Source organism: Methylobacterium sp. E-046 (assembly GCF_022829625.1).
GTDB lineage: Bacteria > Pseudomonadota > Alphaproteobacteria > Rhizobiales > Beijerinckiaceae > Methylobacterium > Methylobacterium longum.
Genome location: NZ_JAKSYP010000096.1, coordinates 1 through 20,627 on the forward strand (window position 1 = coordinate 1; position 20,627 = coordinate 20,627).

16 protein-coding genes and 2 pseudogenes are annotated in these 20,627 nt (G+C 70.5%); 14 read left to right on the forward strand and 4 right to left on the reverse strand.

What is annotated here, in order from left to right; genetic code table 11:
* From MKK82_RS09165 to MKK82_RS09205, 9 genes and pseudogenes are all read left to right on the forward strand, one after another.
* A pseudogene (locus tag MKK82_RS09165) lies at positions 1-150 on the forward strand (IS3 family transposase); the annotation flags it as partial.
* Between the two features lie 824 nt (positions 151-974).
* On the forward strand, positions 975-2,828 hold the full coding sequence (locus MKK82_RS09170) for an HWE histidine kinase domain-containing protein (protein ID WP_238291580.1): 1,854 nt from the start codon (positions 975-977) through the stop codon (positions 2,826-2,828).
* Positions 2,829-3,352: 524 nt separating this feature from the next.
* Positions 3,353-4,990 carry an amidohydrolase gene (locus MKK82_RS09175; RefSeq protein ID WP_238291581.1) on the forward strand — a complete coding sequence of 546 codons (1,638 nt, stop codon included), beginning with the start codon at positions 3,353-3,355 and terminating at the stop codon, positions 4,988-4,990.
* Entirely contained in the window at positions 4,987-5,979 is a 993-nt protein-coding gene (locus MKK82_RS09180) for a CobW family GTP-binding protein (protein ID WP_238291582.1), read from the forward strand. Before MKK82_RS09175 ends, MKK82_RS09180 begins: the two co-directional genes overlap by 4 nt.
* Positions 5,970-7,526 (forward strand): ABC transporter substrate-binding protein, encoded by a 1,557-nt coding sequence (locus MKK82_RS09185; RefSeq protein ID WP_243985398.1) that lies wholly within the window; start codon positions 5,970-5,972, stop codon positions 7,524-7,526. Before MKK82_RS09180 ends, MKK82_RS09185 begins: the two co-directional genes overlap by 10 nt.
* Before the next feature lie 59 nt (positions 7,527-7,585).
* Positions 7,586-8,569 carry an ABC transporter permease gene (locus tag MKK82_RS09190; RefSeq protein ID WP_238291584.1) on the forward strand — a complete coding sequence of 328 codons (984 nt, stop codon included), beginning with the start codon at positions 7,586-7,588 and terminating at the stop codon, positions 8,567-8,569.
* On the forward strand, positions 8,566-9,489 hold the full coding sequence (locus MKK82_RS09195) for an ABC transporter permease (RefSeq protein WP_238291585.1): 924 nt from the start codon (positions 8,566-8,568) through the stop codon (positions 9,487-9,489). Before MKK82_RS09190 ends, MKK82_RS09195 begins: the two co-directional genes overlap by 4 nt.
* A 3-nt stretch (positions 9,490-9,492) precedes the next feature.
* The gene (locus MKK82_RS09200; RefSeq protein WP_243985400.1) at positions 9,493-10,488 is read left to right on the forward strand and encodes an ABC transporter ATP-binding protein; all 996 of its coding nucleotides are present in this window, start codon (positions 9,493-9,495) and stop codon (positions 10,486-10,488) included.
* The gene (locus MKK82_RS09205; RefSeq protein WP_243985402.1) at positions 10,485-11,507 is read left to right on the forward strand and encodes an ABC transporter ATP-binding protein; all 1,023 of its coding nucleotides are present in this window, start codon (positions 10,485-10,487) and stop codon (positions 11,505-11,507) included. The genes MKK82_RS09200 and MKK82_RS09205 overlap by 4 nt, the downstream gene beginning before the upstream one ends.
* Before the next feature lie 76 nt (positions 11,508-11,583).
* Here the strand turns inward: MKK82_RS09205 and MKK82_RS09210 are convergent, their stop codons facing one another.
* Entirely contained in the window at positions 11,584-12,972 is a 1,389-nt protein-coding gene (locus MKK82_RS09210; protein WP_238291588.1) for an NAD(P)/FAD-dependent oxidoreductase, read from the reverse strand.
* Positions 12,973-12,984: 12 nt separating this feature from the next.
* Positions 12,985-13,383, reverse strand: coding sequence for a nuclear transport factor 2 family protein (locus MKK82_RS09215; RefSeq protein WP_243985404.1), 399 nt, complete (start codon positions 13,381-13,383; stop codon positions 12,985-12,987).
* Between the two features lie 370 nt (positions 13,384-13,753).
* On the opposite strand from MKK82_RS09215, the gene MKK82_RS09220 reads away from it, so the two are divergent.
* Together MKK82_RS09220 and MKK82_RS09225 are read left to right on the forward strand one after the other, a co-directional pair.
* Positions 13,754-15,274 (forward strand): aldehyde dehydrogenase family protein, encoded by a 1,521-nt coding sequence (locus tag MKK82_RS09220; RefSeq protein WP_238291590.1) that lies wholly within the window; start codon positions 13,754-13,756, stop codon positions 15,272-15,274.
* A gap of 22 nt (positions 15,275-15,296) precedes the next feature.
* Positions 15,297-16,052 carry a sulfite exporter TauE/SafE family protein gene (locus MKK82_RS09225; protein ID WP_238291591.1) on the forward strand — a complete coding sequence of 252 codons (756 nt, stop codon included), beginning with the start codon at positions 15,297-15,299 and terminating at the stop codon, positions 16,050-16,052.
* On the opposite strand, the gene MKK82_RS09230 is transcribed toward MKK82_RS09225, so the two are convergent.
* Both MKK82_RS09230 and MKK82_RS09235 read right to left on the reverse strand, forming a co-directional pair.
* Positions 16,026-17,531 (reverse strand): PLP-dependent aminotransferase family protein, encoded by a 1,506-nt coding sequence (locus tag MKK82_RS09230; protein ID WP_238291592.1) that lies wholly within the window; start codon positions 17,529-17,531, stop codon positions 16,026-16,028. The genes MKK82_RS09225 and MKK82_RS09230 overlap by 27 nt on opposite strands.
* Before the next feature lie 289 nt (positions 17,532-17,820).
* Positions 17,821-18,081, reverse strand: a complete 261-nt coding sequence (locus MKK82_RS09235) for a pentapeptide MXKDX repeat protein (protein ID WP_238291594.1) — start codon at positions 18,079-18,081, stop codon at positions 17,821-17,823.
* 328 nt (positions 18,082-18,409) lie between these two features.
* On the opposite strand from MKK82_RS09235, the pseudogene MKK82_RS34365 reads away from it, so the two are divergent.
* From MKK82_RS34365 to MKK82_RS09250, 3 genes and pseudogenes are all read left to right on the forward strand, one after another.
* Positions 18,410-18,583: pseudogene (locus MKK82_RS34365) on the forward strand (IS5/IS1182 family transposase); the annotation flags it as partial.
* Between the two features lie 142 nt (positions 18,584-18,725).
* Positions 18,726-19,817, forward strand: a complete 1,092-nt coding sequence (locus MKK82_RS09245) for a helix-turn-helix transcriptional regulator (RefSeq protein WP_238291595.1) — start codon at positions 18,726-18,728, stop codon at positions 19,815-19,817.
* 152 nt (positions 19,818-19,969) lie between these two features.
* A complete protein-coding gene (locus MKK82_RS09250; RefSeq protein ID WP_238291596.1) occupies positions 19,970-20,374 on the forward strand; it encodes an integron in 405 nt (134 codons plus the stop codon).
* The last annotated feature ends 253 nt before the right edge of the window (positions 20,375-20,627 follow it).

Sequence of the window (20,627 nt, forward strand, 5' to 3'; positions counted from 1 at the left end):
TACAACACCGTGCGCCCGCATGCCTCTCTGGGATACCGGCCGCCGGCACCGGAGGTCTTCATGCCAGCCTTCTCCGCTTGGCCAGCTGCACTCGCCCGACCAGCTCCGCCGGCCAAGCTACCCGTGGCAGAGCGGCCAACCGTGCACTAACTTTACTCTTGGACCACCTTGTGGGGGCCGATCAGGTGCTGATTGCGCCGGTTCCCGCAACACCGACCGCGGGCCTGGGGCCCAGAGCCCCACGCTTCACACACCGCGTGAATCATCTGTCCGCGTCAGTGCATCAGGGGTGCTCGTCGCGAGCCCCGCCACGGTGTCCGTGCCCGGTTGCACGCGTGAGACGCTGTCCGCAGCGTTATCGAAAGCCGATTGGGCCGCCCCCGATCACCCGTCCACGGCCTCGGTCTCGGTCTCGGATGCCACGGATGCCCAGCCGACCTCGTCGTCGCGGCTTTCGAGCGTCAGGTCCGCGCGACCGGCGTCCCGCGGGGCGGAGATCGAAGCCGAGCGCGTCGGTGCGTCTACACGCCGTGTCGCCGCCCGCAGATCCGTCCGCCTGCCCGGGCGCCCGACGCCCCACCTCTCCCGGGTCGATCCTCGCCGAACGTCCGACCTTGCACACGGCCGCAATCCGGCGCGACGGCGTCGGGCCGAACGCAGGAAAACCGCTTCGGAGCGATGCTGCTGGAAAAGCGGCTGGCCAAATCCCGATCCGCAAGAGCCGTCATTTGGGCTTGAACGGTGGCTCCAAAACAGGCGTTCAGGGACGCTCCGGCCACGAGGCTTGATCGTGTCACGACGAGGTCATACGGCCTCCCCCTGGACAACTCCCGCGGGAGACCTCGAAGCGCGCCGCCGGTCTTTGGCCGACTCGCTCCTGAGCTATAGATCGGTTGAATGGATCCGCTGGCCTGCCGGGGCCGGACAAAGTGTCGAGCCATCGGTGCCGGCCACGGCATAGCGGAACGGGCCATATGCAGCGCGCCTCCATAGTCGAGCGATTGTTCCGGGATCCGCCTCGCTGGGTTTCCTATCCAGCAACCATTCTCTTGGTGGCGGCTGTCTATGGGATATATCGCTGGCTCTGGCCGGCGCTTCAGATCTATCCTTTCTTTCTGTTCTTTCCGATCATCATCGTCGCGGCAGCATTTTTTGATCGCGGAAGCGGATACCTCGCCACGATACTCAGTGTCCTGGTAATTACATTCATTTTTCCTCCAGTGGATTCGTCGCTGGCGGTCGAGCCGCGCAACCTGTTGGCGCTCATAGTATTCCTGCCGGCCGGGCTGGCGTTAAGTGCTTTGCTCGAACTGCGGCACCGACTTCTCCGACAAACCCGCGACGCCCTCAAGCAGGCGCGCGTCGCCGAGGAACGGACGGAGGTGCTTCTGCACGGCCTGCACCAGAGCGAGGCACGATTCCGGCAGTTCGCGGAGGCCGCCTCCGGTGCGCTCTGGATCCGGGATGCCCAGACGCTACGCATGGAGTGGCTGAGCCCGGCCTTTGACCGCATCTACGGCTTCCCGGGCGAGGAACTCCTGGACGCCAACCCGCAGTGCTGGGCCTCATTGATCGTTCCTGACGACCGGGCGGCTGCTCTGGGGCGGCTCGAAGAAGTGAAAAGCGGCAAGGCTGTGGTGCACGAATTCCGCGTCGTCCGCGCCTCGGACGGTGCGTTCCGCTGGATCAGGAGCACGGACTTCCCGCTCTTCGATGAGCACGATCGGGTGCAGCGCATCGGCGGCATCGCAGAGGATGTGACCGAGGCTAAGCTCGCCGCGGAGCACCAGGGCGTCCTGCTGGCCGAGTTGCAGCATCGGGTGCGCAATATCATGGCGCAGATTCGCTCCATAACGGCCCGCACGGGCGAGAGGGCCGAGACCGTGAGTGAATACGCCGACCTCATGGCCGGACGCCTGCTCACCTTCGCCCGCGTCCAGGCGCTCCTCACCCGGAGCGCCAACATCGGCGCCAGGATCCTCGACATCATCAACGACGAATTGGCAGCGCAGGCCGGACACCCGGAGCAGTACACACTGCATGGTCCTGACCTCGTGCTTGCCCCGAAGACCGCCGAGGTTCTGACGCTCGCCGTCCACGAACTCACGACCAATGCTCTCAAGTACGGGGGGCTGTCTGTGCCCGACGGCCGCGTTACGGCGCGTTGGACGACCTTCGAGCGGGGCGGCTCGTCCTGGCTTGGCCTGGACTGGATCGAGTCGGGCGCGCCGACGAGTTCTCCCGCGGACCTGTCAGCGCCGAGGCGGCGTGGCTTCGGCAGCGAGATGATCGAGGGACGTATTCCCTACGAATTGGGGGGTCGAGGCGAACTCTCCATCCATCCGCGCGGAGCACGGTGCCGCTTGGAGTTCCCCCTGCGGGACCGGTCGAGCATTCTGGAGACAGATGCCCCGCGCCGGGCCGCGATCTACGGAGGTTTGCTCGACATGGCCGGCGAACCCGATCTAAGCGGCCACCGCATTCTGGTGGTTGAGGACGACTACTATCTTGCCACCGATACCGCGCGGGCGCTGAGAAGCGTTGGCGTGGAGGTCATCGGCCCGTATCCGACCGAGGAAGGCGCGCGCACCGCCATCACGAACGCAACACCAACGGGCGCAATCCTCGATCTGAATCTCGGCGATCAGGGACCATCCTTCGTGCTGGCGGCCGAGCTTCAGACCCGTGGCGTGCCCTTCATCATGGTCACCGGTTACGATGCCGCGGTTATCCCGGCGGAGTTCGAGACGATCACGCGGCTGCAGAAGCCGGTGCAAATCCGGCAGATCGTCGGCGCACTCGCAAGGAAGCTCGGTGGGGCTGCCTGATCTGGAGCGAGCCCGCTCCCACAGGCGAGATCGAATGTGGGCCGGTGCGTCGGCAATGTCCGCCACGATGATGCGTTCTTCCGAGAGCGGGCATGTTGCAAATTCACCCACCTTAACCGTTCAGAGGCGCCGGCCGACGTGACTGGAACGGGCCGAAGGCAGAAGATCCGCTGCGGAGCAGGCCGGCCGCGGAAGCGGACGGTGCCTGCCATGCGACTGCGGCCGAGAAGCCCAGTGCGTCCGAGAAACCGAGTGCGTCCCCGCGGGATGCCGCCGGCACCGCCCGCGGTTCCGCTGGCCGGGCTGAAGGAAGCAACGCGGCGTTGATCCCGCGATGCGCTGGTACGGCAACCAGGCCGCGCGGGACGCCGCACCGGCCGGGTCGTCCCCGGCAGCACCCGCATCGCCGCGTGGGCCGGCGTTCCGATCACCGCCGCCGCGCCCTGGCTCCCTTCATCCCCGGCGTCTGGCGCTAGCGGCCCGGGCGAACGGCCGACATCCTGGCGGCTGTGCCGAGGACAGCCATGCCGAGCGAGATCACCCTCTTCGAGGCCCGGCGGGTCATCACGATGAATCCATCGCGGCCGGACGCGACGCATATCGCCGTGCGCGACGGGCGCGTGCTGATGGTCGGGACGCGAGCCGAGTTCGACGGGCTCGACGCGGTTCCGGATCGGTGCTTCGCCGACAAGGTCATCCTGCCCGGCTTCGTCGAGGGGCACGCCCACGTCATGGAGGGCACCCTCTGGCGCCAGACCTATGTCGGCGCCGGCGACCGCCGCAGCCCGGACGGACGTCGCGTGCCGGGCCTGCGCGACATCGGCGCCGTCGTGGACCGGCTCTCGGAGGCGGGCCGGTCCATCGCCGACCCGGACCAGCTGCTCTACGGCTGGGGCTTCGATCCGCTGCATCTCGGCGGCGCGCGCCTGACCCGTCACGACCTCGACCGGGTCTCGACCACCCGGCCGGTGATGGTCCACCACGCCAGCCTGCACATCACCAACGTCAACAGCCTGCTCCTGGAGATGGCCGGCTTCGATGAAACCACCGCCCTCGACGGCGTGCCGAAGCTGCCGGACGGCACCCCGTCCGGCGAGCTGCAGGGGATCGCCGCCCGGCTGCGCCTGTTCCGGGGGCTCGGCTACAACCCCATGAGCGGGACCCTCGACGCCGCCGACGTGGGCCGGTTCGGCGCGGCCGCGCAGCTCCAGGGCATCACCACCATCGCCGACCTGCACAACGATCTCACGGACGCGACCGTGGCGGTCTACGGCGCTGCCTGCGTCGAGGGGTTGCCGGTGCGGATCGTGCCGGCGCTGGCCTCGGTCTCCTGTCCCCCGGAAGATGGCGTCGCCAAGATCGGCCGCCTCGCCGCCGCCAACACCGACCGCCTGCGCTTCGGCATCGTGAAGATCGTCGTCGACGGCTCGATCCAGGGTTTCACCGCCCGGCTCCTGCCGCCGGGCTATCACAACGGCGCGCCGAACGGGCTCTGGTACGTCGCCCCCGAGGATCTCGACCGGATCGTGGGGATCTACCACGCCGCCGGCATCCAGCTTCACATCCACACCAACGGCAACGAGGCCACCGAGGCGGCCCTCGACGCGGTCGAGAAGGCGCAGATCGCCCATCCCCGTCCCGACCACCGGCACACCCTCCAGCATTGCCAGATGGCGACCGAGGCGCAGCTGCGGCGGGTCAAGGCTCTGGGCCTCTGCCTCAACCTGTTTTCGAACCATCTCTATTACTGGGGCGACGCCCATCACGACCTGACGATGGGGCCGGAACGGGCGGCCCGGATCGACGCTGCCGGGAGCGCGGCGCGGCTCGGCATCCCGCTCGCGATCCACTCGGACGCGCCGGTGACGCCGCTCGGGCCACTGTTCACCGCCTGGTGCGCCGTCAACCGGACCACGTCGTCGGGGCGCCTGCTCGGCCCCGCGGAACGGCTGAGCGTGGCCGAGGCCCTGCACGCCGTGACGCTGGGGGCCGCCTACACCCTGCGGATGGACCATTGCGTCGGCTCCATCGAGGCCGGGAAGTTCGCCGACTTCGCCGTCCTCGACGCGGATCCGTTCGAGACGCCCCCGGAGGCGCTCAAGGACATCCCGGTCCACACCACGGTGCTCGGCGGCCGCGTCTTCGCGGTGCCGCCGGCATGAGGCGCGGACTTCCCGCGCCCGCGACGCGCTGCCCGCTCACGGTCGTCGGCGGCTTCCTCGGAGCCGGGAAGACGACGCTTCTGAACCGGCTGCTCGCCGGCTCCCAGGGCCGCTACGCGGTGCTGGTCAACGATTTCGGGGCGATCAACGTCGATGCCGGCCTGATCCAGGACCATGACGGGCAGACCCTGCGGCTGACCAATGGCTGCGTCTGCTGCAGCCTCGCGGACGGCTTCCTCGACACGCTGATGCGCGTCCTCGCGGAGCCCGAACCTTTCGATCACATCGTCATCGAGGCGAGCGGCGTCGGCGATCCGGGCGCCATCGCGGAGATCGCCCTGGTGGAGCCCGGCCTCGTCCTGCGCGGCGTCGTCGTGCTGGCGGATGCCGAGCGCCTGCCGGGCCTCGCCGCCGACCCGCGCCTGGGCGACACGCTCGCCCGCCAAATCCGCGCCGCCGATCTCCTCGTGCTGAACAAGCGCGACCTCGTGGATGCGTCCGGCCGCGCGGCCGCCCGGACGACGCTCGCCGCCCTCGCGCCCGGCATCCCGGTGGTGGAGACCGTGGCGGCCGCGCTGCCCGAGGCGGTCTTCGATCTGGGCGGCGAGGGTCCGGAACGGGCCCGGCGGGGATCTACCCGGCTGCGCGCCGAGGCGGTGACGCACGAGGCGGCCTTCCAGCGCCTGCTCTACAGGCGCGCCGGCGCGTTCGATCGCGCCGGGCTCGAGCGTGCGCTCACCGGCATGCCGGCCTCGCTCCTGCGGCTGAAGGGGCGCCTCGGTCTGGCCGACAGGTCCGAGATGCATCTGCTTCAGATGGTCGGGCGCCGCTGGAGCCTGTCGCCGCTGCCGGAGCCCGCACCCGACGCGGCCGAGCTCGTCGGCATCGCGGCGACCGATCCCGAAGCCGGCCCGGCGCTGGCCGGCCTCCTCGACGCCGCGTTGCGACCCCCGCAAACCCCACACGGAGACCGAAACCGATGCGCCTGACCAAACGCACGCTCCTCGGCGCCGGCCTCTCGGTCCTCGCCGCGCCCCTGACGGCCCCGATCCTCGACCTGCCGAAGGCGCTGGCCGACGACGCGGCCGCGCCGCTGGTGATCGGCACCAACCAAGTGCCGCGCCACTTCAACGGCGCCGTGCAGTCCGGCATCGCAACCGGGATGGTCTCGACGCAGATCTTCGCGAGCCCGCTTCGCTACGACGACCAGTGGAACCCGCAACCCTATCTGGCCAAATCCTGGACGATCGCCCCCGACAACCTCAGCGTGACGCTCCACCTCGTGGACAACGCCGTGTTCCACGACGGCCACCCGCTGACCGCGGAGGATGTCGCCTTCTCGATCGGGGTGATCAAGGCCAACCACCCGTTCCAGACCATGCTGGAGCCGGTCTCCACGGTCGAGACCCCCGACGCCCACACGGTCATCATCCGGCTCGCGCGCCCGCATCCGGCGCTGCTGCTGGCCATGTCGCCCGGCCTGATGCCGATCCTGCCCAAGCACGTCTACGGCGACGGCCACGACATCAAGACCCATCCGGCCAACCTGAAGCCCGTCGGCTCGGGTCCGTTCAAGTTCGTCGACTACAAGCAGGGCGAGTCGATCCAGCTCGAGCGGTTCGACCGATTCTTCATCCCCGGTCGGCCCAGACTGGCGCGGCTCGTCTACCGGATCCTGCCGGACCAGAACAGCCTCGTCATCGCCACCGAGCGGCGCGAGATCGGCATGCTGCCGTTCCTCTCCGCGGTGCGGGACATCGAGCGCCTCGCCAAGGCACCGACCCTCACGGTGACGGATCGCGGCTTCGAGGGGATCGGCCCGATCAACTGGCTGGCCTTCAACTGCGGGAAGAAGCCGCTCGACGACGTGCGCGTCCGTCGGGCCATCGCGCTGGCGGCCAACCGCGACTTCATCACCGGCAAGCTGCTCGGCGGCGTGGCGAAGGCGGCCACCGGCCCGATCGTGCCGGGCTCGCCGTTCTACGAGCCGGCCGTCGACCCCTACAAGCTCGACGTCGCCAAGGCGGACGCCCTGCTCGACGAGGCCGGCCTGAAGAAGGGGCCGGACGGCACGCGGCTCCAGCTCACCATCGACTACATCCCCAACGACAACGACCAGCAGCGCAACGTCGCCGAGTACCTGCGGGCCGGCCTCAAGCGGATCGGCATCGCGCTGCAGGTCCGGGCCGCGCCGGACTTTCCGACCTGGGCGCAGCGCGTCTCCAACTTCGACTTCGACCTGACCATGGACAACGTCTTCAACTGGGGCGACCCGGTGATCGGCGTGGCGCGGACCTACCTGTCGACCAACATCCGCAAGGGCGTCATCTGGTCGAACACTCAGCAGTACAAGAACCCGAAGGTCGACGAACTGCTGAACGCCGCCGCGGTCGAGACCGACCTGCAGAAGCGCAAGGCACTCTACGACGCATTCCAGACGATCGTCGTGTCCGAGGCGCCGATCGCCTATCTCAACCTCACGCCCTACAAGGCGGTCTACGACAAGCGCCTGACGAACCTGCCCCTGTCGATCTGAGGACCGCTCTCGCCCCTCGACGAGGTTGCCTGGGCGCAGGGCGCCGCGGGGGCCGAGCGATGACGGGCCTGCGCAGCCTCGGCGCGACTGCGGCGAACGCCGGCGGCCTGCTGCTCGCCGTGGTGGTGCTGAACTTCCTGCTGATCCAGGCCGCGCCGGGTGATCCGGCGCAGGTCATCGCCGGGGAGATGGGCGGCGCCTCGCCGGAGATCATGGCGGAGATCCGCACCCGCTACGGCCTCGACCGCAGCCTCCCCGAGCAGCTCGCGACCTATGTCGGCAAGGTCGCGCGGGGGGATCTCGGCTACTCGTTCTACTTCAACGAGCCGGTCTCGCGCCTCATCCTCGGGCGGCTGCCAGCCACCGCCCTGCTGGTCCTGTCGGCCCTCGCCCTCGCGGTCCTGGCCGGGGCCGGCCTCGGAATCCTGGGCGCCCGCAGGCCGAACGGCTTCGTCAGTCACGCGGTCTCCCTGGTGGCGATCGCCGGCAACGCCGCGCCAGTCTTCTGGACAGGCCTGATGCTGCTGGTCGTGTTCGCCTCCCTGTGGCCGGTGCTCCCGGTCGCCGGGATGGAGGATGTGGCCACCCCGCGCCACGGCCTCGCCTACGGCCTCGACGTCGCACGGCACCTGGTCCTGCCGGGGCTGACCCTCGGCATCGTCTACGTCGCGCAGTACAGCCGCCTGATGCGCGCCAGCATGATCGACGCGCTCAACGCTGACTACGTCCGGACCGCCCGGGCCAAGGGCCTGCCGGAGCGGATCGTGATCGGCAAGCACGCGCTGCGCAACGCGCTGATCCCCCTCGTCACCATGGTCGGGCTCCAGTTCGGGCAGCTCTTCGCGGGGGCGATCCTGGTCGAGACCGTGTTCGCGTGGCCGGGGCTCGGCCGGCTGACCTTCGACTCGATTCTGCGGCGCGACTACCCGACGCTGCTCGGCATCCTGTTCTGCTCGGCGCTGCTGGTCATCGCGGCGAACCTCGTCACCGACCTCCTCTACCGCCTGATCGATCCGCGGATCCGCGCCGGGAGGCCGGCATGAGCGCCCTCGTCGCGGCCGAACCGGCGGTGCGGCCCCAGCCGGTGCGATCCGAGACGGCGGCGCCGATGCCGCGCCCGGCCTCGAATCCCGGCCTCGCCGCGCTGGGCCTGTTCCTGCGCAACCCGAGCGGGCTCCTGGGCCTCGCCATCCTGACTGGCCTGCTGTTCGCCGCGCTGGCGGGCCCGCACCTCTACGGAGTCGATCCGTTCGAGATCGTCGGCGCCCCGTTCCAGCCCCCCGGGGGCGACCCGGTGCTCGGCACCGATTACCTCGGCCAGGATATCCTGGCGGCCCTGCTCCAGGGCGGCCGCGCGACCCTGCTGGTCGGCTTCTCGGCGGCACTCCTCACCGTGGTGATCGGCGTGACCTTCGGGGCGTTGGCGGGCTTCTTCGGCGGCCGGGTCGACGCGGCACTGATGAAGGTCACCGAGTTCTTCCAGGTGCTGCCGACCCTGCTGTTCGCGATGGTCCTGGTCACCCTGTTCGGCCAGAGGATCGTGATCACGACGATCGCCATCGGGATCGTCTCCTGGCCGCCCACCGCCCGGTTGACCCGGGCCGAGTTCCTGCGCTTGCGCGGCCTCGACTTCGTCAAGGCGGCCCGGGCGGCCGGCGCGGGCCCGTTCTACCTGATCGGCCGGGTGATCCTGCCGAACGCCGCGCCGCCGATCGTGGTCTCCGCGACGCTGGCGATCGGCACCGCGGTGCTGTTCGAGGGGGCCCTGAGCTTCCTCGGGCTGGGCGACCCCAACGTGATGAGCTGGGGGCTGATGATCGGGCAGAACCGCGCCTACGCCCTGGAGGCGTGGTGGACCGTGCTGCTGCCCGGCGCGGCGATCTTCCTCGCGGTCCTCGGCGTCAGCCTCGTGGGTGACGCGGTCAACGACGCGGTGAATCCGCGCCTGCGCAAGCGGAGCTGAGCGATGGCCCCCGTTCTCGCCGTCGAGGACCTGACCGTGACCCTGACGCGGCCGGGCGGCCCCGTGCCGGTCCTGGAGCGCCTGAGCTTCTCCGTCGAGGCCGGACGCACCGTCGCGCTGGTCGGCGAATCCGGCTGCGGCAAGAGCATGACCGCGCTGGCGATCATGGACCTGCTGCCGGAGGGCTTCGCCCGCGCCGGCGGCCGGGTCCTGCTGGCCGGGGAGGACATCGCGGCCGCAAAGCCGGCCCGGCTGCGGGCGCTGCGCGGCAGCGCGATGTCGATGATCTTCCAGGAGCCGATGACGGCCCTGAATCCAGTCTACACGGTCGGCGACCAGATCGCGGAGGCGCTGCGCCTCCACCAGCGGCTCGAGCGCCGCGCCGCCCTGGAGCGGGCGCTGGCGATGCTGAGGGCCGTGCAGATCCCCGCGGCCGAGCGGCGCCTGCACGCCTACCCGCACGAACTCTCCGGCGGCATGCGCCAGCGGGTGATGATCGCCATGGCGCTGGCCTGCCGGCCCAAGCTCCTCATCGCCGACGAGCCCACCACGGCGCTCGACGTGACCGTCCAGGCGCAGGTCTTCGACCTGCTGAAGGCCCTGCAGGACGAGATGGGCACTGCCATCGTGCTGATCACCCACGACCTCGCGGCGGTGGCCGACATCGCCGACACCGTGGCGGTGCTCTACGCCGGACGCTGCATCGAGCAGGGCGACACCCGGTCGGTCATGCGCGCGCCGCAGCATCCCTATACGCGGGGGCTGATGGGCTGCACGCCGCACCTGCGCCTCGGCGCGGCGGCCGATGCGGGGGTGGGGACGCTGCGCGAGATCCCGGGCCTCGTCCCGCCGCTGGGCCGGCGGCCGGCGATCTGCGCCTTCGCGGATCGCTGCGGCCGGGCCGACGCCACCTGCCTGGACAATCCCCAGCCGGCCCTGACCGAGGCCGGCCCGGCCCGGGCGGTGGCCTGCTGGCACCCGGAGGCCCGCGCAGCATGACGACGAGCACCGCACCGGCCCCGATCGGAGCCGACCTCCTGCAGGTCAACGACCTGAAGGTCCACTTCCCGGTCCCGGGCGGCGGGCGGGTCCACGCGGTCGACGGCGTGAGCTTCGTCGTGCGCCGGGGCGCGAGCTTCGGCATCGTGGGGGAATCCGGTTCGGGCAAGTCCACTACGGCGCAGGGGATCATGCGCCTCGTCCCGGCGACCGCAGGTCAGGTGGTCCTGCGCGGCGAGGACATCCTCGGCGTCCGGGGCGCCCGGCTCCGGCAGGCCCGGCGACACATCCAGATGGTGTTCCAGGATCCGTTCGCCTCCCTAGATCCCCGGCGCTGCGCCGGGGATCTCGTGGCCGAGCCGCTGCGGCTGCTGGAGGGGCTTTCGCGCAGGCAGGCGGCGGCGCGGCTCGACGCGCTGTTCGCCGCGGTGGGCCTGCCGGCCGATGCCTGGAGCCTGTTCCCGCATCAGTTCTCGGGCGGGCAGCGCCAGCGCCTGTGCATCGCCCGGGCCCTAGCGACCGGGCCCGACATCATCGTCTGCGACGAGGCGGTGTCGGCCCTCGACGTCGCGATCCAGGCGCAGATCCTCAACCTCCTGGCCAAGCTCCAGGCCGAGCGCGGCCTCGCCTACATCTTCATCTCGCACGACCTCGGCGTCGTGCAGCACCTCTGCGACGAGGTCGCGGTGATGTATCTCGGCCGCATCGTCGAGCAGGCACCGACCCGGACGTTCTTCTCCGCCCCGCACCATCCCTACAGCTGGTCGCTGATCTCGGCGGCGGTGCCGGCCGGTCCGGCGCGGGACGCCTTCAAGGCGCGCTACCTCGTGCGCGGCGAGCCGCCGAGCCCGATCGATCCGCCCGCCGGCTGCCGGTTCGCTGGGCGCTGCCCCTTCGCGGTCGAGCGCTGCCGCGCCGAGGATCCCGCCCTGCTGGCGACCGGCCCGGGCCACTACGTCGCCTGTCACCGGGTCGGCGAGATCGAGGCGCCGGATTTCGACCGGGCGCAGGCGGCCTGACGTCACACGGTTCCCGATACGAAAGGCCGCCCCGAACGCGCGGGGCGGCCCGTCGGGTCCGTCGGCTGCGGCCCGCTCAGGCCGCTTCGTCGCGATGGTGGTACCAGCGATACAGCATCCGCTGCCCGAGGCGCCGGAACGGGGCGAAGGGGTGGCCCGGAAGCGCTCCCTCGAAGATCGGCAGGCCGGCGGGTTTGCGCCCGGCCACCAGCCCGGCGAGCCGACGGCCGGCCTGGGCCGAGAACGAGACGCCGTTGCCGCCGTAGCCCAGGGCATAGAACAGGGGATCGCCCGGTTCGGGCTGGACGATGCGGGGCATCATGTCGTGGCTGACATCGACCCAGCCCCACCACGAATAGTCGATCTCGATCCCTTCGAGAGCCGGGAACTTCTGGTGCAGGCCTTCGACCAGCAGGCGGAGGTGGCGCGGATGGGTCGCGTCCGCCCCCGTGATCGCGCTGCGGCTGCCGATCTGCACCCGGCCGTCGGGGAGCCGGCGATAGTAGAACCGCAGGGTGCGCGTGTCGGTGACGAAGGCGGTGCTGCGCAGCGTCGCGGCGATCTCGTCGGCGGTCAGGGGCCGCGTGACCAGGGAATTCGACAGGATCGGCATGATCCGGCTGCGCAGGCGGGGGTGCAGCCCTTGGCTGGTATAGCCGCCGGTGGCGATCGCCACCGCGCGGGCCCGCACGGTCCCGTGGGGCGTCCGCACCCGGAAACCGCCGCCGTCGCGGTCGATCCCGAGCACCGGACTGCCGGGGTGGACCTTGGCCCCGGCCGCCCGCGCGGCGCGGAGATAGCCGAAGGCGAACTTGGCCGGATGGATACCGATCCCCAGCGGCTCGTGGAGCGCGCCGACCGCCCCGGCCTCGTCCATCCAGTCCCGCCGCAGCTCGTCCGCGCCGAGCATCCGGGTGCGGTAGCCGAAGACCGTATTGGCGACCTCGGACTCGGCCGAGAGCTTGGCGAAGGTGCGGGGCCGATGGGCGACGTAGACGTGGCCGCCGGGCTGTGGATCGGGGTTGAACTCGCGCACCAGGCCGGTGAAATAATCGAAGCCCTCTAGGATCTCGGCGTGAAGCCGGAGCGCGGTCTCGCGGCCGTAGCGGGCGATCCATTGCGAGCGGCTGAGCCGGCCCGAGGCGTTCTGGCCCTGGCCGCCGTTGCGGGTGCTGCAGCCCCAGGCGACCCGGTTGGCCTCCAGCACGGTGGCCTTGATGCCGTGGTCCCGGGCGAGGCTGAGGGCGCAGGACAGGCCGGTGAAGCCCGAACCGACGATCACCACGTCCGCCTCGGTGTCCCCCGTGATCGGGCCGTCATCCGCCGGCGGCGGGCCGGCGGTGGCGACCCAGTAGGTCGGCGCGTAGGCGCGGTCCGTCCCCGGGGTGGCGCTGGTCAGCGGGTCGTAGGTCGGATCGTAGGGGGCACCGGTCGGGCGCGGGACGGGATCGGGGGTCAGGCTCACGATCCGCCTCCCTCAGGCCGCCTGGACCGGGCGGTCCTTGCGGAAGGCGCTCTTGCGGGCGATCAGCCGGCCCTCGAACACGAACAGGTCGACTCCCTCCGCGGCGATCCGGCTGCCATCGGCCCGGGTGCCGGTGAAGAGCCATTCCGACGTGGCCCGCTCCCCCGTCAGCATGTGGCGCGACACCGTCCAGGCCACGTCCGGCATGTCGGTCCAGACCGCCACGAAGGCCGCCCGTACCGCGTCCCGGCCGGTCAGCCGGCGGCCGTGTGCCTCCGGTCCGGCTGCGGTGTCGAACACGACCCCCGGCGTGAAGCAGGCCATGACGCCGTCGGCGTCGTGGCGGTTGAAGGCCGCGAACAGGCGCTCCAATAGGGCGTGGCGCTCCGCCTCGGTCGTCGCTTCATTCATCGCACTGGGCTCCCCTTGCGCGCCCGCAGGCGGCCATCGTCCGCCACGACCTAGCGCCGCCGCCGTCCGCCCGACGAGGTCCAGGCGGATGCCAACGACGCATCCAGTTGGCGGGTCAGCCGAGGCACCCGACAGGAGCGGCGGAGCGGGTCCGGTCGGCTTCAGGATCCCCTGAGCGTCGGCCTATCCGCGAGTCCGCTGGAAGCCGGCGTGCGCCGGCTCGGACGCGCGCCGGTGTCCGGACGGCCAAAGCCCGGGGACACCGGGTTGCGCCTGGCCCGCTCACTCGCCGCCGCCTGGACCTGTCGCGACGCCCGGGGCGCTCGTATCGACGCCAGGATGCCCCAATCCGACCGCGAGTGAGCCGCACATGTCGAATGAACCGGAGAGCCTAGCGGGTGGCCGCGCGCGCCTCCCCCAGGGCGTGCGTGACCTCCTGGTCACCCTCGCCGGGCGCCACCTCATCGGGAATGCGCTGGTCGGCCCGGTGGACGGAGCCTGCCTCACCGTCCTCGACCCGGCCACCGGGCGCGCCCTGGCCCAGGCGCCCGCAGCCGGCCCGGCGGACGTCCAGGCGGCGGTCGCGGCCGCCCGTGCTGCCGGCCAGGCCTGGGCGCGGGTTCCGGCCCGCGAGCGCGGGCGGTTGGTGGCCGAGGGCGGGCGCCGCATCGGGGCGGCGTCCCCGGATCTCGCCCCGCTGCTCGCCGCCGAGACCGGCAAGGCGATCCGCACCGAGTGTCGCCCCGAGATCGCCACCGCGGCGGATATCTTCGCGATGTTCGGCGGTCTCGCCACCGAACTGAAGGGGGAGACGCTGCCGTTCAGCCCGGACATGCTCGCGCTGACAACGCGCGAGCCCCTGGGCGTGGTGGCGGCGATCCTGCCCTGGAACGTGCCCCTCGTGCTGATGGCGCTCAAGATCGGACCGGCCCTGGTGGCCGGCAACACCGTGGTGGTGAAGGCCTCCGAGGAGGCGCCCTTCGCGACGATAGAGGCGGCGCGCCTCCTGGCCGATCTCCTGCCGCCCGGCGTCCTCAACGTGATCTGCGGCACCGGTCCCGCCTGCGGGGCGCCGCTGGTCCGGCACCCTGACGTCGCCAAAATCACCTTCACGGGCTCGCAGGCGGTAGGCGAGGCGATCTACCGCGAGGCCGCCGACAAGCTGATCCCGGTGAGCCTGGAACTCGGCGGCAAGAGCCCGATGCTGATCTTCACGGACGCGGACCTCGACCGGGCCGTCGCGGGCGCGGTGGCCGGGATGCGCTTCACCCGACAGGGCCAGAGCTGCACCGCCTCAAGCCGGATCTACGTCGACGCCGCGCTGCACGACCGGTTCGTGGAGCGGCTGGCCGCCGCCGTCTCGAACCTCAGGATGGGCGATCCCCTGGACGAGGCCACCGATATCGGCACCGTGATCAATGCCCGGCAGCGCGCCAAGATCATGGACTACATCGCTCAGGGCGAAGCAACGCCGGGCGCGCGGGCCGTGCGGTGCGGGCGCCTGCCGGCCGCGCCGGATCTCGCCGGGGGCCTGTTCGTCGAGCCGGTCCTGTTCACCGGTCTGAGCGAGGACAGCCCGCTCATGCGCGACGAGATCTTCGGTCCGGTCGCCTGCATCGTGCCGTTCTCCGACGAGGAGGCCGTCCTGGCGGCCGCGAATGCGGGGGCATTCGGCCTCGCCGCGACGGTGTGGACCCGGGACCTGCGCCGGGCGCTGCGGGTGTCGCACGCGCTGGATGCCGGCTATGTCCAAGTCAACCAGAACCTGACGATCCAGCCGAACCTCAGCTACGGCGGCTTTAAGAAGTCCGGCCTCGGTAAAGAGGCCTCCTTGGAGTCGATGCTGGAGCACTTCACCCGCAAGAAGACCATCGTGGTCGACATGCGTTAGGGGGATGGCGGCCGCTCTTCCGATGCCTGAACCGGCATTCCTGATCGCGATCGCGGCCGCAATCTTCGCCGCGGCGCTCATCCGCGGCTTCACGGGCTTCGGGTTTGCCCTTGCTGCCGTGCCGCTGCTCGGCTTCTCGCTCCCGCCGAGCCAATGCGTCCCGCTCGCTGTCGCCCTCCAGTTCTGCGCGAGCCTCTCCGACCTGCCGCGGGCGCGCCGGACCTGCCACTGGCCCTCGCTCGGCTGGCTCGTCGCCGGCACCGTGGTCGGCTCGCCCCTCGGCGTAGCCGCGCTGGCTGCGGCGAGCCCGGACGTCGCCCGGCTCTGCATCGCGCTGGTCTGCGGCTGCGGGACCATCGCTCTCTTGCGCGGCTTTCGCTTCGCCGGGCTCCCGCGCGGCGGCGCGACCCTGGCGGTCGGACTGGCCGCCGGCCTGTGCAACGGGCTCGCGGCGATGCCGGGTCCGCCCGTGGTCGCCTACTACCTCGCGACGCCGCTCTCGCCGCAGCAGGGGCGCGCCTCGCTGCTGATGTTCTTCCTGGCGACGTCGATCGCCAGCGCCGTCAGCCTCGCGACCGCCGGGCTCTTCGGGGCCTCCCTGGCGATCCCGGTGATGATCGGCATCCCGCTCATCGTCGCCGGCAGCCGGCTCGGCGAAGCGCTTCTCAGGCTCGGTGCCGGACGGGGTCATCGCGCCCTGTCGATCCTGCTGCTCTGCACCGTCGCTGTCACGAGCGTGGTGCAGGCGGTCTCAGACCTGCTCGGGCATCCCCTGTGACGCGAGGATCCCGGCCGGCGTGACCAGTCCCGCGAGCCGGGTGAGGCCCGCCTCGATCCGGTCGGTGCGGATCGAGGCGAAGCCCAGGCGGAAGCAGGCGCGGCCGGCCTCCGGATCGGCGTAGAAGATGTCGCCCGGCTCGATCAGGACGCCGCGGGCGCGGGCGCGCACGCTGAGATCCCGGGCATCGAGGCCGACAGGCCCCTCCACCCAGAAGCTCGTGGCCCCCGGGTCGCGCCGCCAGCGGAACGCGGGCAGGAGGCGGGGCAGCAGGCTGGCGATCCGGACGGCGCGCTCCTCCAGAACGCCGGCGGTCCGGCGCAGATGCGTGCGATAATGCCCGAGCGCCACGAACATCGCGGTGGCGCGCTGATTGTTCGAGGGTGGGTGGCGCAGCATCAGCCGCCGCAGCACGCGCAGCTCCGCGATCACGGCTCGGGGCGCCACCACGTAGCCGACCCGCAGGCCCGGGGCGAGCACCTTCGAGAAGCTGCCGACATAGATCACGCGGCCGTCCGCATCGAGGCTCTTGAGGGACGGGATCTCGTCCGCCAGTGCGAGGTCGGCCTCGTAATCGTCCTCGACCAGGACGACGTCGTGGCGCCGCGCGGCCTCAAGGAGGGCGCGGCGTCGCTCCAGCGGCATCACCGCGGTGGTCGGGCACTGATGCCCCACGGTGACGAACGCCACGTCCCGGCCCGCGAAGGCCGCATCGGGCACGACCCCGTGCCGGTCGATGGCGAGCGTCGCGAGGTCGTCGGTGGCGAGGGTCAGCATGTTGCGGGTATCGGGATAGCTGGGATCCTCGACGCCCGCCGGCGTGTCGCGGTCGACCAGAAGCTGGATCAGCAGCGAGAGGGCCTGCTGCGAGCCGATGGTGACCATCACCTCGTCGGCGCTCGCGAAGATGCCCCGCCGCGGCAGCACCTGCAGGCGGAGCTGCTCCACGAGATCGGCATCGTCCTCGTCGATCAGGTCGCCCGCCCAGGCGTTGATCTCGGATACCCCGGAGGCGGCCCGCACGCTCTCGCGCCAGTCGTTGGCCGGGAACAGGGACGGATCGAACTGGCCGAACAGGAAGGGATAGGGATAGTCGAGCCAATCCCGGGGCTTGGTGATCTGCCGCAACTGCGCGGGCCGGACCGCGAAGCGCCGCGACCACGCGATGGTTCGTTCGTGGGACGGTCCGCGCGTTTCGGAGACGGTCAGATCTGGCGCCAGAAAGATCCCGCTGCGCTCGTGAGCGACCAGGAAACCCTCGTCGATGAGTTGCTGGTACGCGTTCACCACGGTGTTGCGGGCGACGCCGAGCAGGGCCGCCAACTGGCGCGTCGAAGGCAGCCGGGCCTCCGCGGTGAACAGCCCCCGTTCGATGGCCGTCACGATCGCCCGACGGATCTGCAGGTGTAGCGCCAAGCCACTCCGGTCAAGCTCGCCAAACAGCTGCGTCCAGGCGAGGGCATGATCTGTGATAGCCATGGCATCCGGCTCCGGCTCAGCGACACGTCACCCGAGGCAAGGATGGCGCCAGCGGTCCAGGATCGGCGCCTCACCTCGCGGAGTCCGCTCTGGAGACGGCGTTACGGCGCTCTCAGCCTCCGATATGGGCGCTTTGCGGAACGTCCGCTCATCGGCGCCGCGTTTGACTCCAGTGCTTGCGCTGTCATGAGCGAAGGGCCTCGCAATCCGGTAGCACTATCGGGTCGAATGCTGTGACCCGAGGGGAGGTCGGGCTGCTGAATACAGCTGCCCGACGCCCGCTTTGGACTTACTTTCTCGTCGGATCTTTGGCCATGCTGTCCTTGGCCATATGATCCTTGGCCATATGATCCTTGCCCATGGGGTCCTTGCCCATGGGGTCCTTGCCCATGTGATCCTTGGCCATCGCATCCGTCTTGCCCATGGAGTCCTTCGCCATGGAGTCCTTGGCCATCGTATCCTTGCCCATCGCTTCGGCGGCGATCACTGGACTCGCTGCAACCGAGGCAGCAAGGAAAGCGGCGGAGGCGAGGCGGAACAGATTGGTCATGTCGGTGCTCCTGCAGTGCGATGCCAAGTCGTGGCACTGAGCTGAGTTCGACGTCGCCTCCGACGGGTTACATCAGTTTCTCGACGATTTTCTCGGTTCTCGATCCTGACCTTGGAAGCGACTTCTTCCAGCTGTCTCCGCGGCTGTTGCGACGCGCCGCCTGCGCAACCGTTTCCCGTAAAACGACATGCGGAACGGCCGATGAGCATGAATATGGGTGCGGTCGGCACTGAGACGGCGTCCGCTTTCCGCAGGTAGAACCCCTCACGAAACCGGTTGCGGCGCGTTGACAGGAGACGGCGGGCCCGGTGCTGCGTGATACGTCCCGATAGACCCGCGGGCTGAGATCGCACCGCTGCTGCTGAGGCGGCCAAGCCGACGAGCGGCCGCGCGGCCGTTGGCGGGCATCCTGTTCGTGCCGCCCTCGGGCACGCCCCGGCAGCTGCTTCCGCGCGGGACCGGCTGCAGCTCGGGCAGGACGCGCTGGCGGCGCTTGCGCGACGCGCGAAGGGGCGCGCGGACTGAATCCTGCCGTGCCATCATGCGGGCGGACGGCCTGACGAACGCAACGGAAACTAATCTGAGGTAGCCGGTCCCACGTCAATCCAGCTGAAGATTCCAGCGCCATCAGGCTGTTTACCACCGTGATCGACGAGACCCTTCTGGGCGACATCTACGAGGCCGCGCACATCCCGGAGGCCTGGCCAGCGCTCCTCGATCGGCTGTCGCGGATGACGGGCGCCTGGGGGGGGATGCTCTTCACGGCCACCCCTGAAGCGACGCGCTGGACCGCCTCGGAGGCGACGACCCCCTTCTTCGATGCGTTTCTGGCCGCGGGGTGGATGGCCCAAAACCCCCTGGTCGAACGGGGGGTCCGGCGGGATCATGCCGGGTTCCTGACCGATCTCGATCTCTTCACCGATGAGGAACTCGACCGAGAGCCGATGTACGCCGACATGCGACGCCTCGGTGGCGGATGGCATCTCGGCACCGCCATAGCGGTTCCAAACGGCGATACGCTGGTGGTCAACATCGAGCGCCGCCACGGCCAAGGCCCATTCTCACGAGCCCAAGCCGAGCATCTCGACCAGTATCGCCCGCACCTCGCGCGCGCAGCGCTTCTGGCGGCCCGGTACAGCCAGCTTCGGTTCGAGGCCACGGTCGGCGATCTGGAGGCGCTCGGGCTGGCGGCCGCGGCCCTGTCGTTCAGCGGCAGAGTCCTCGCGGCCAACGACCGGTTCGTGAGCCATATGCCGGCGCTGTTTCAGGACGGGCCATCCGGGTTGGCCATCACGCACCCGCCCGCCGAGGCCAGCCTGCGCACCGTTCTGGAGAGTGGGCGCGCCGCGCCGAACACGATGCAGGGGGCCTCGATACCGCTTCCAGCCGGGATCGACGGTCGAGCGGCGATCCTGCATCTCGTTCCCGTCCTCGGCAACGCGCGCGACGTCTTCGCGCGGACCGCCTGCCTGGCCGTGGTCACGTCCCTCGATGCGGATCGCGTCCCGGATGCGCAGCTCGTCCAAGGGCTCTTCGATCTGACGCCGGCCGAAGCTCGCATCGCTCGCGACGTCGCCCGGGGCCTCAACGTCCCGACCCTGGCCGAGCAGACAGGCTTGTCCATCCACACGGTGCGCTCGCAGCTCAAGGCCGTCTTCGCCAAGACGGGGACGGGGCGCCAGTCGGAACTGGCCGCGCTGCTCAATGGGATCGTCCTGCTATCCGGAGCAGGCTGATCGAGCCTGAGGGGCGGCCCGGCTGGGATCGGGACACGGCACGGCGGGGGCCACGGGCCGGATCCGGTCCCGAGCCGCCGCGTTGTTCGGCGTCGCGCCGGACAGGGCGATCGAATGACCGGCCTTCCGATCCCCGTCAGCACGGAACCCTCGTGCACTCGACAGCATCGCGGCTCGGGCTGCTCGTCGGACTCGTGCTGCCCGGCATGGCTCTCGCGGAGACCGCGCCCCTGAACGTACCGATCCTGATGCACGGCGCGATCGGCGACGATGCCTGTCCTGAGAAGGGCCGCGTCGTCGAGGTCGGATCGCAGCCCGAGAGCTTCCTGCCGGTACAGAGCGGGCCGGGGGAGGCGCCCTTCCGCGAGATCGGGCGCCTGAACGACGGCGACAGGGTTGTGGTCTGTGAGAAGCTCGGGCCGTGGCTGGGCGTCGTCTACGGGGCAGCCCTGCCCGGCTGCCGGACGACGATCCTCGTGCCTGTCGAGCAGACGTATACCGGTCCTTGCGATCATGGCTGGGTCATGAGCCGCAACGTGGGTCTCGACCCGAAGTGATAGCGGCTCAGCCGAGCGGCCAGATCCGGGTCGTGGCCCCCATCATGACCAGGGGCTGGCGAGGTGAGCGCGGCACCGCCCTCGCGGTTCTGCAGGGGGAGGGGGCGGGCGTCAGCGGATATCGCGACGACCGGAGACGACCATCGATCCGGTCAGGCCGGCGGCCGAACCTCGGCCGTTCGCGGGCTTCCGCACGCCCAGCGCGCAGGAAGCCGGACCTGTCGCGAAAGGGTCTCACGCTCGCGCGCGGGCA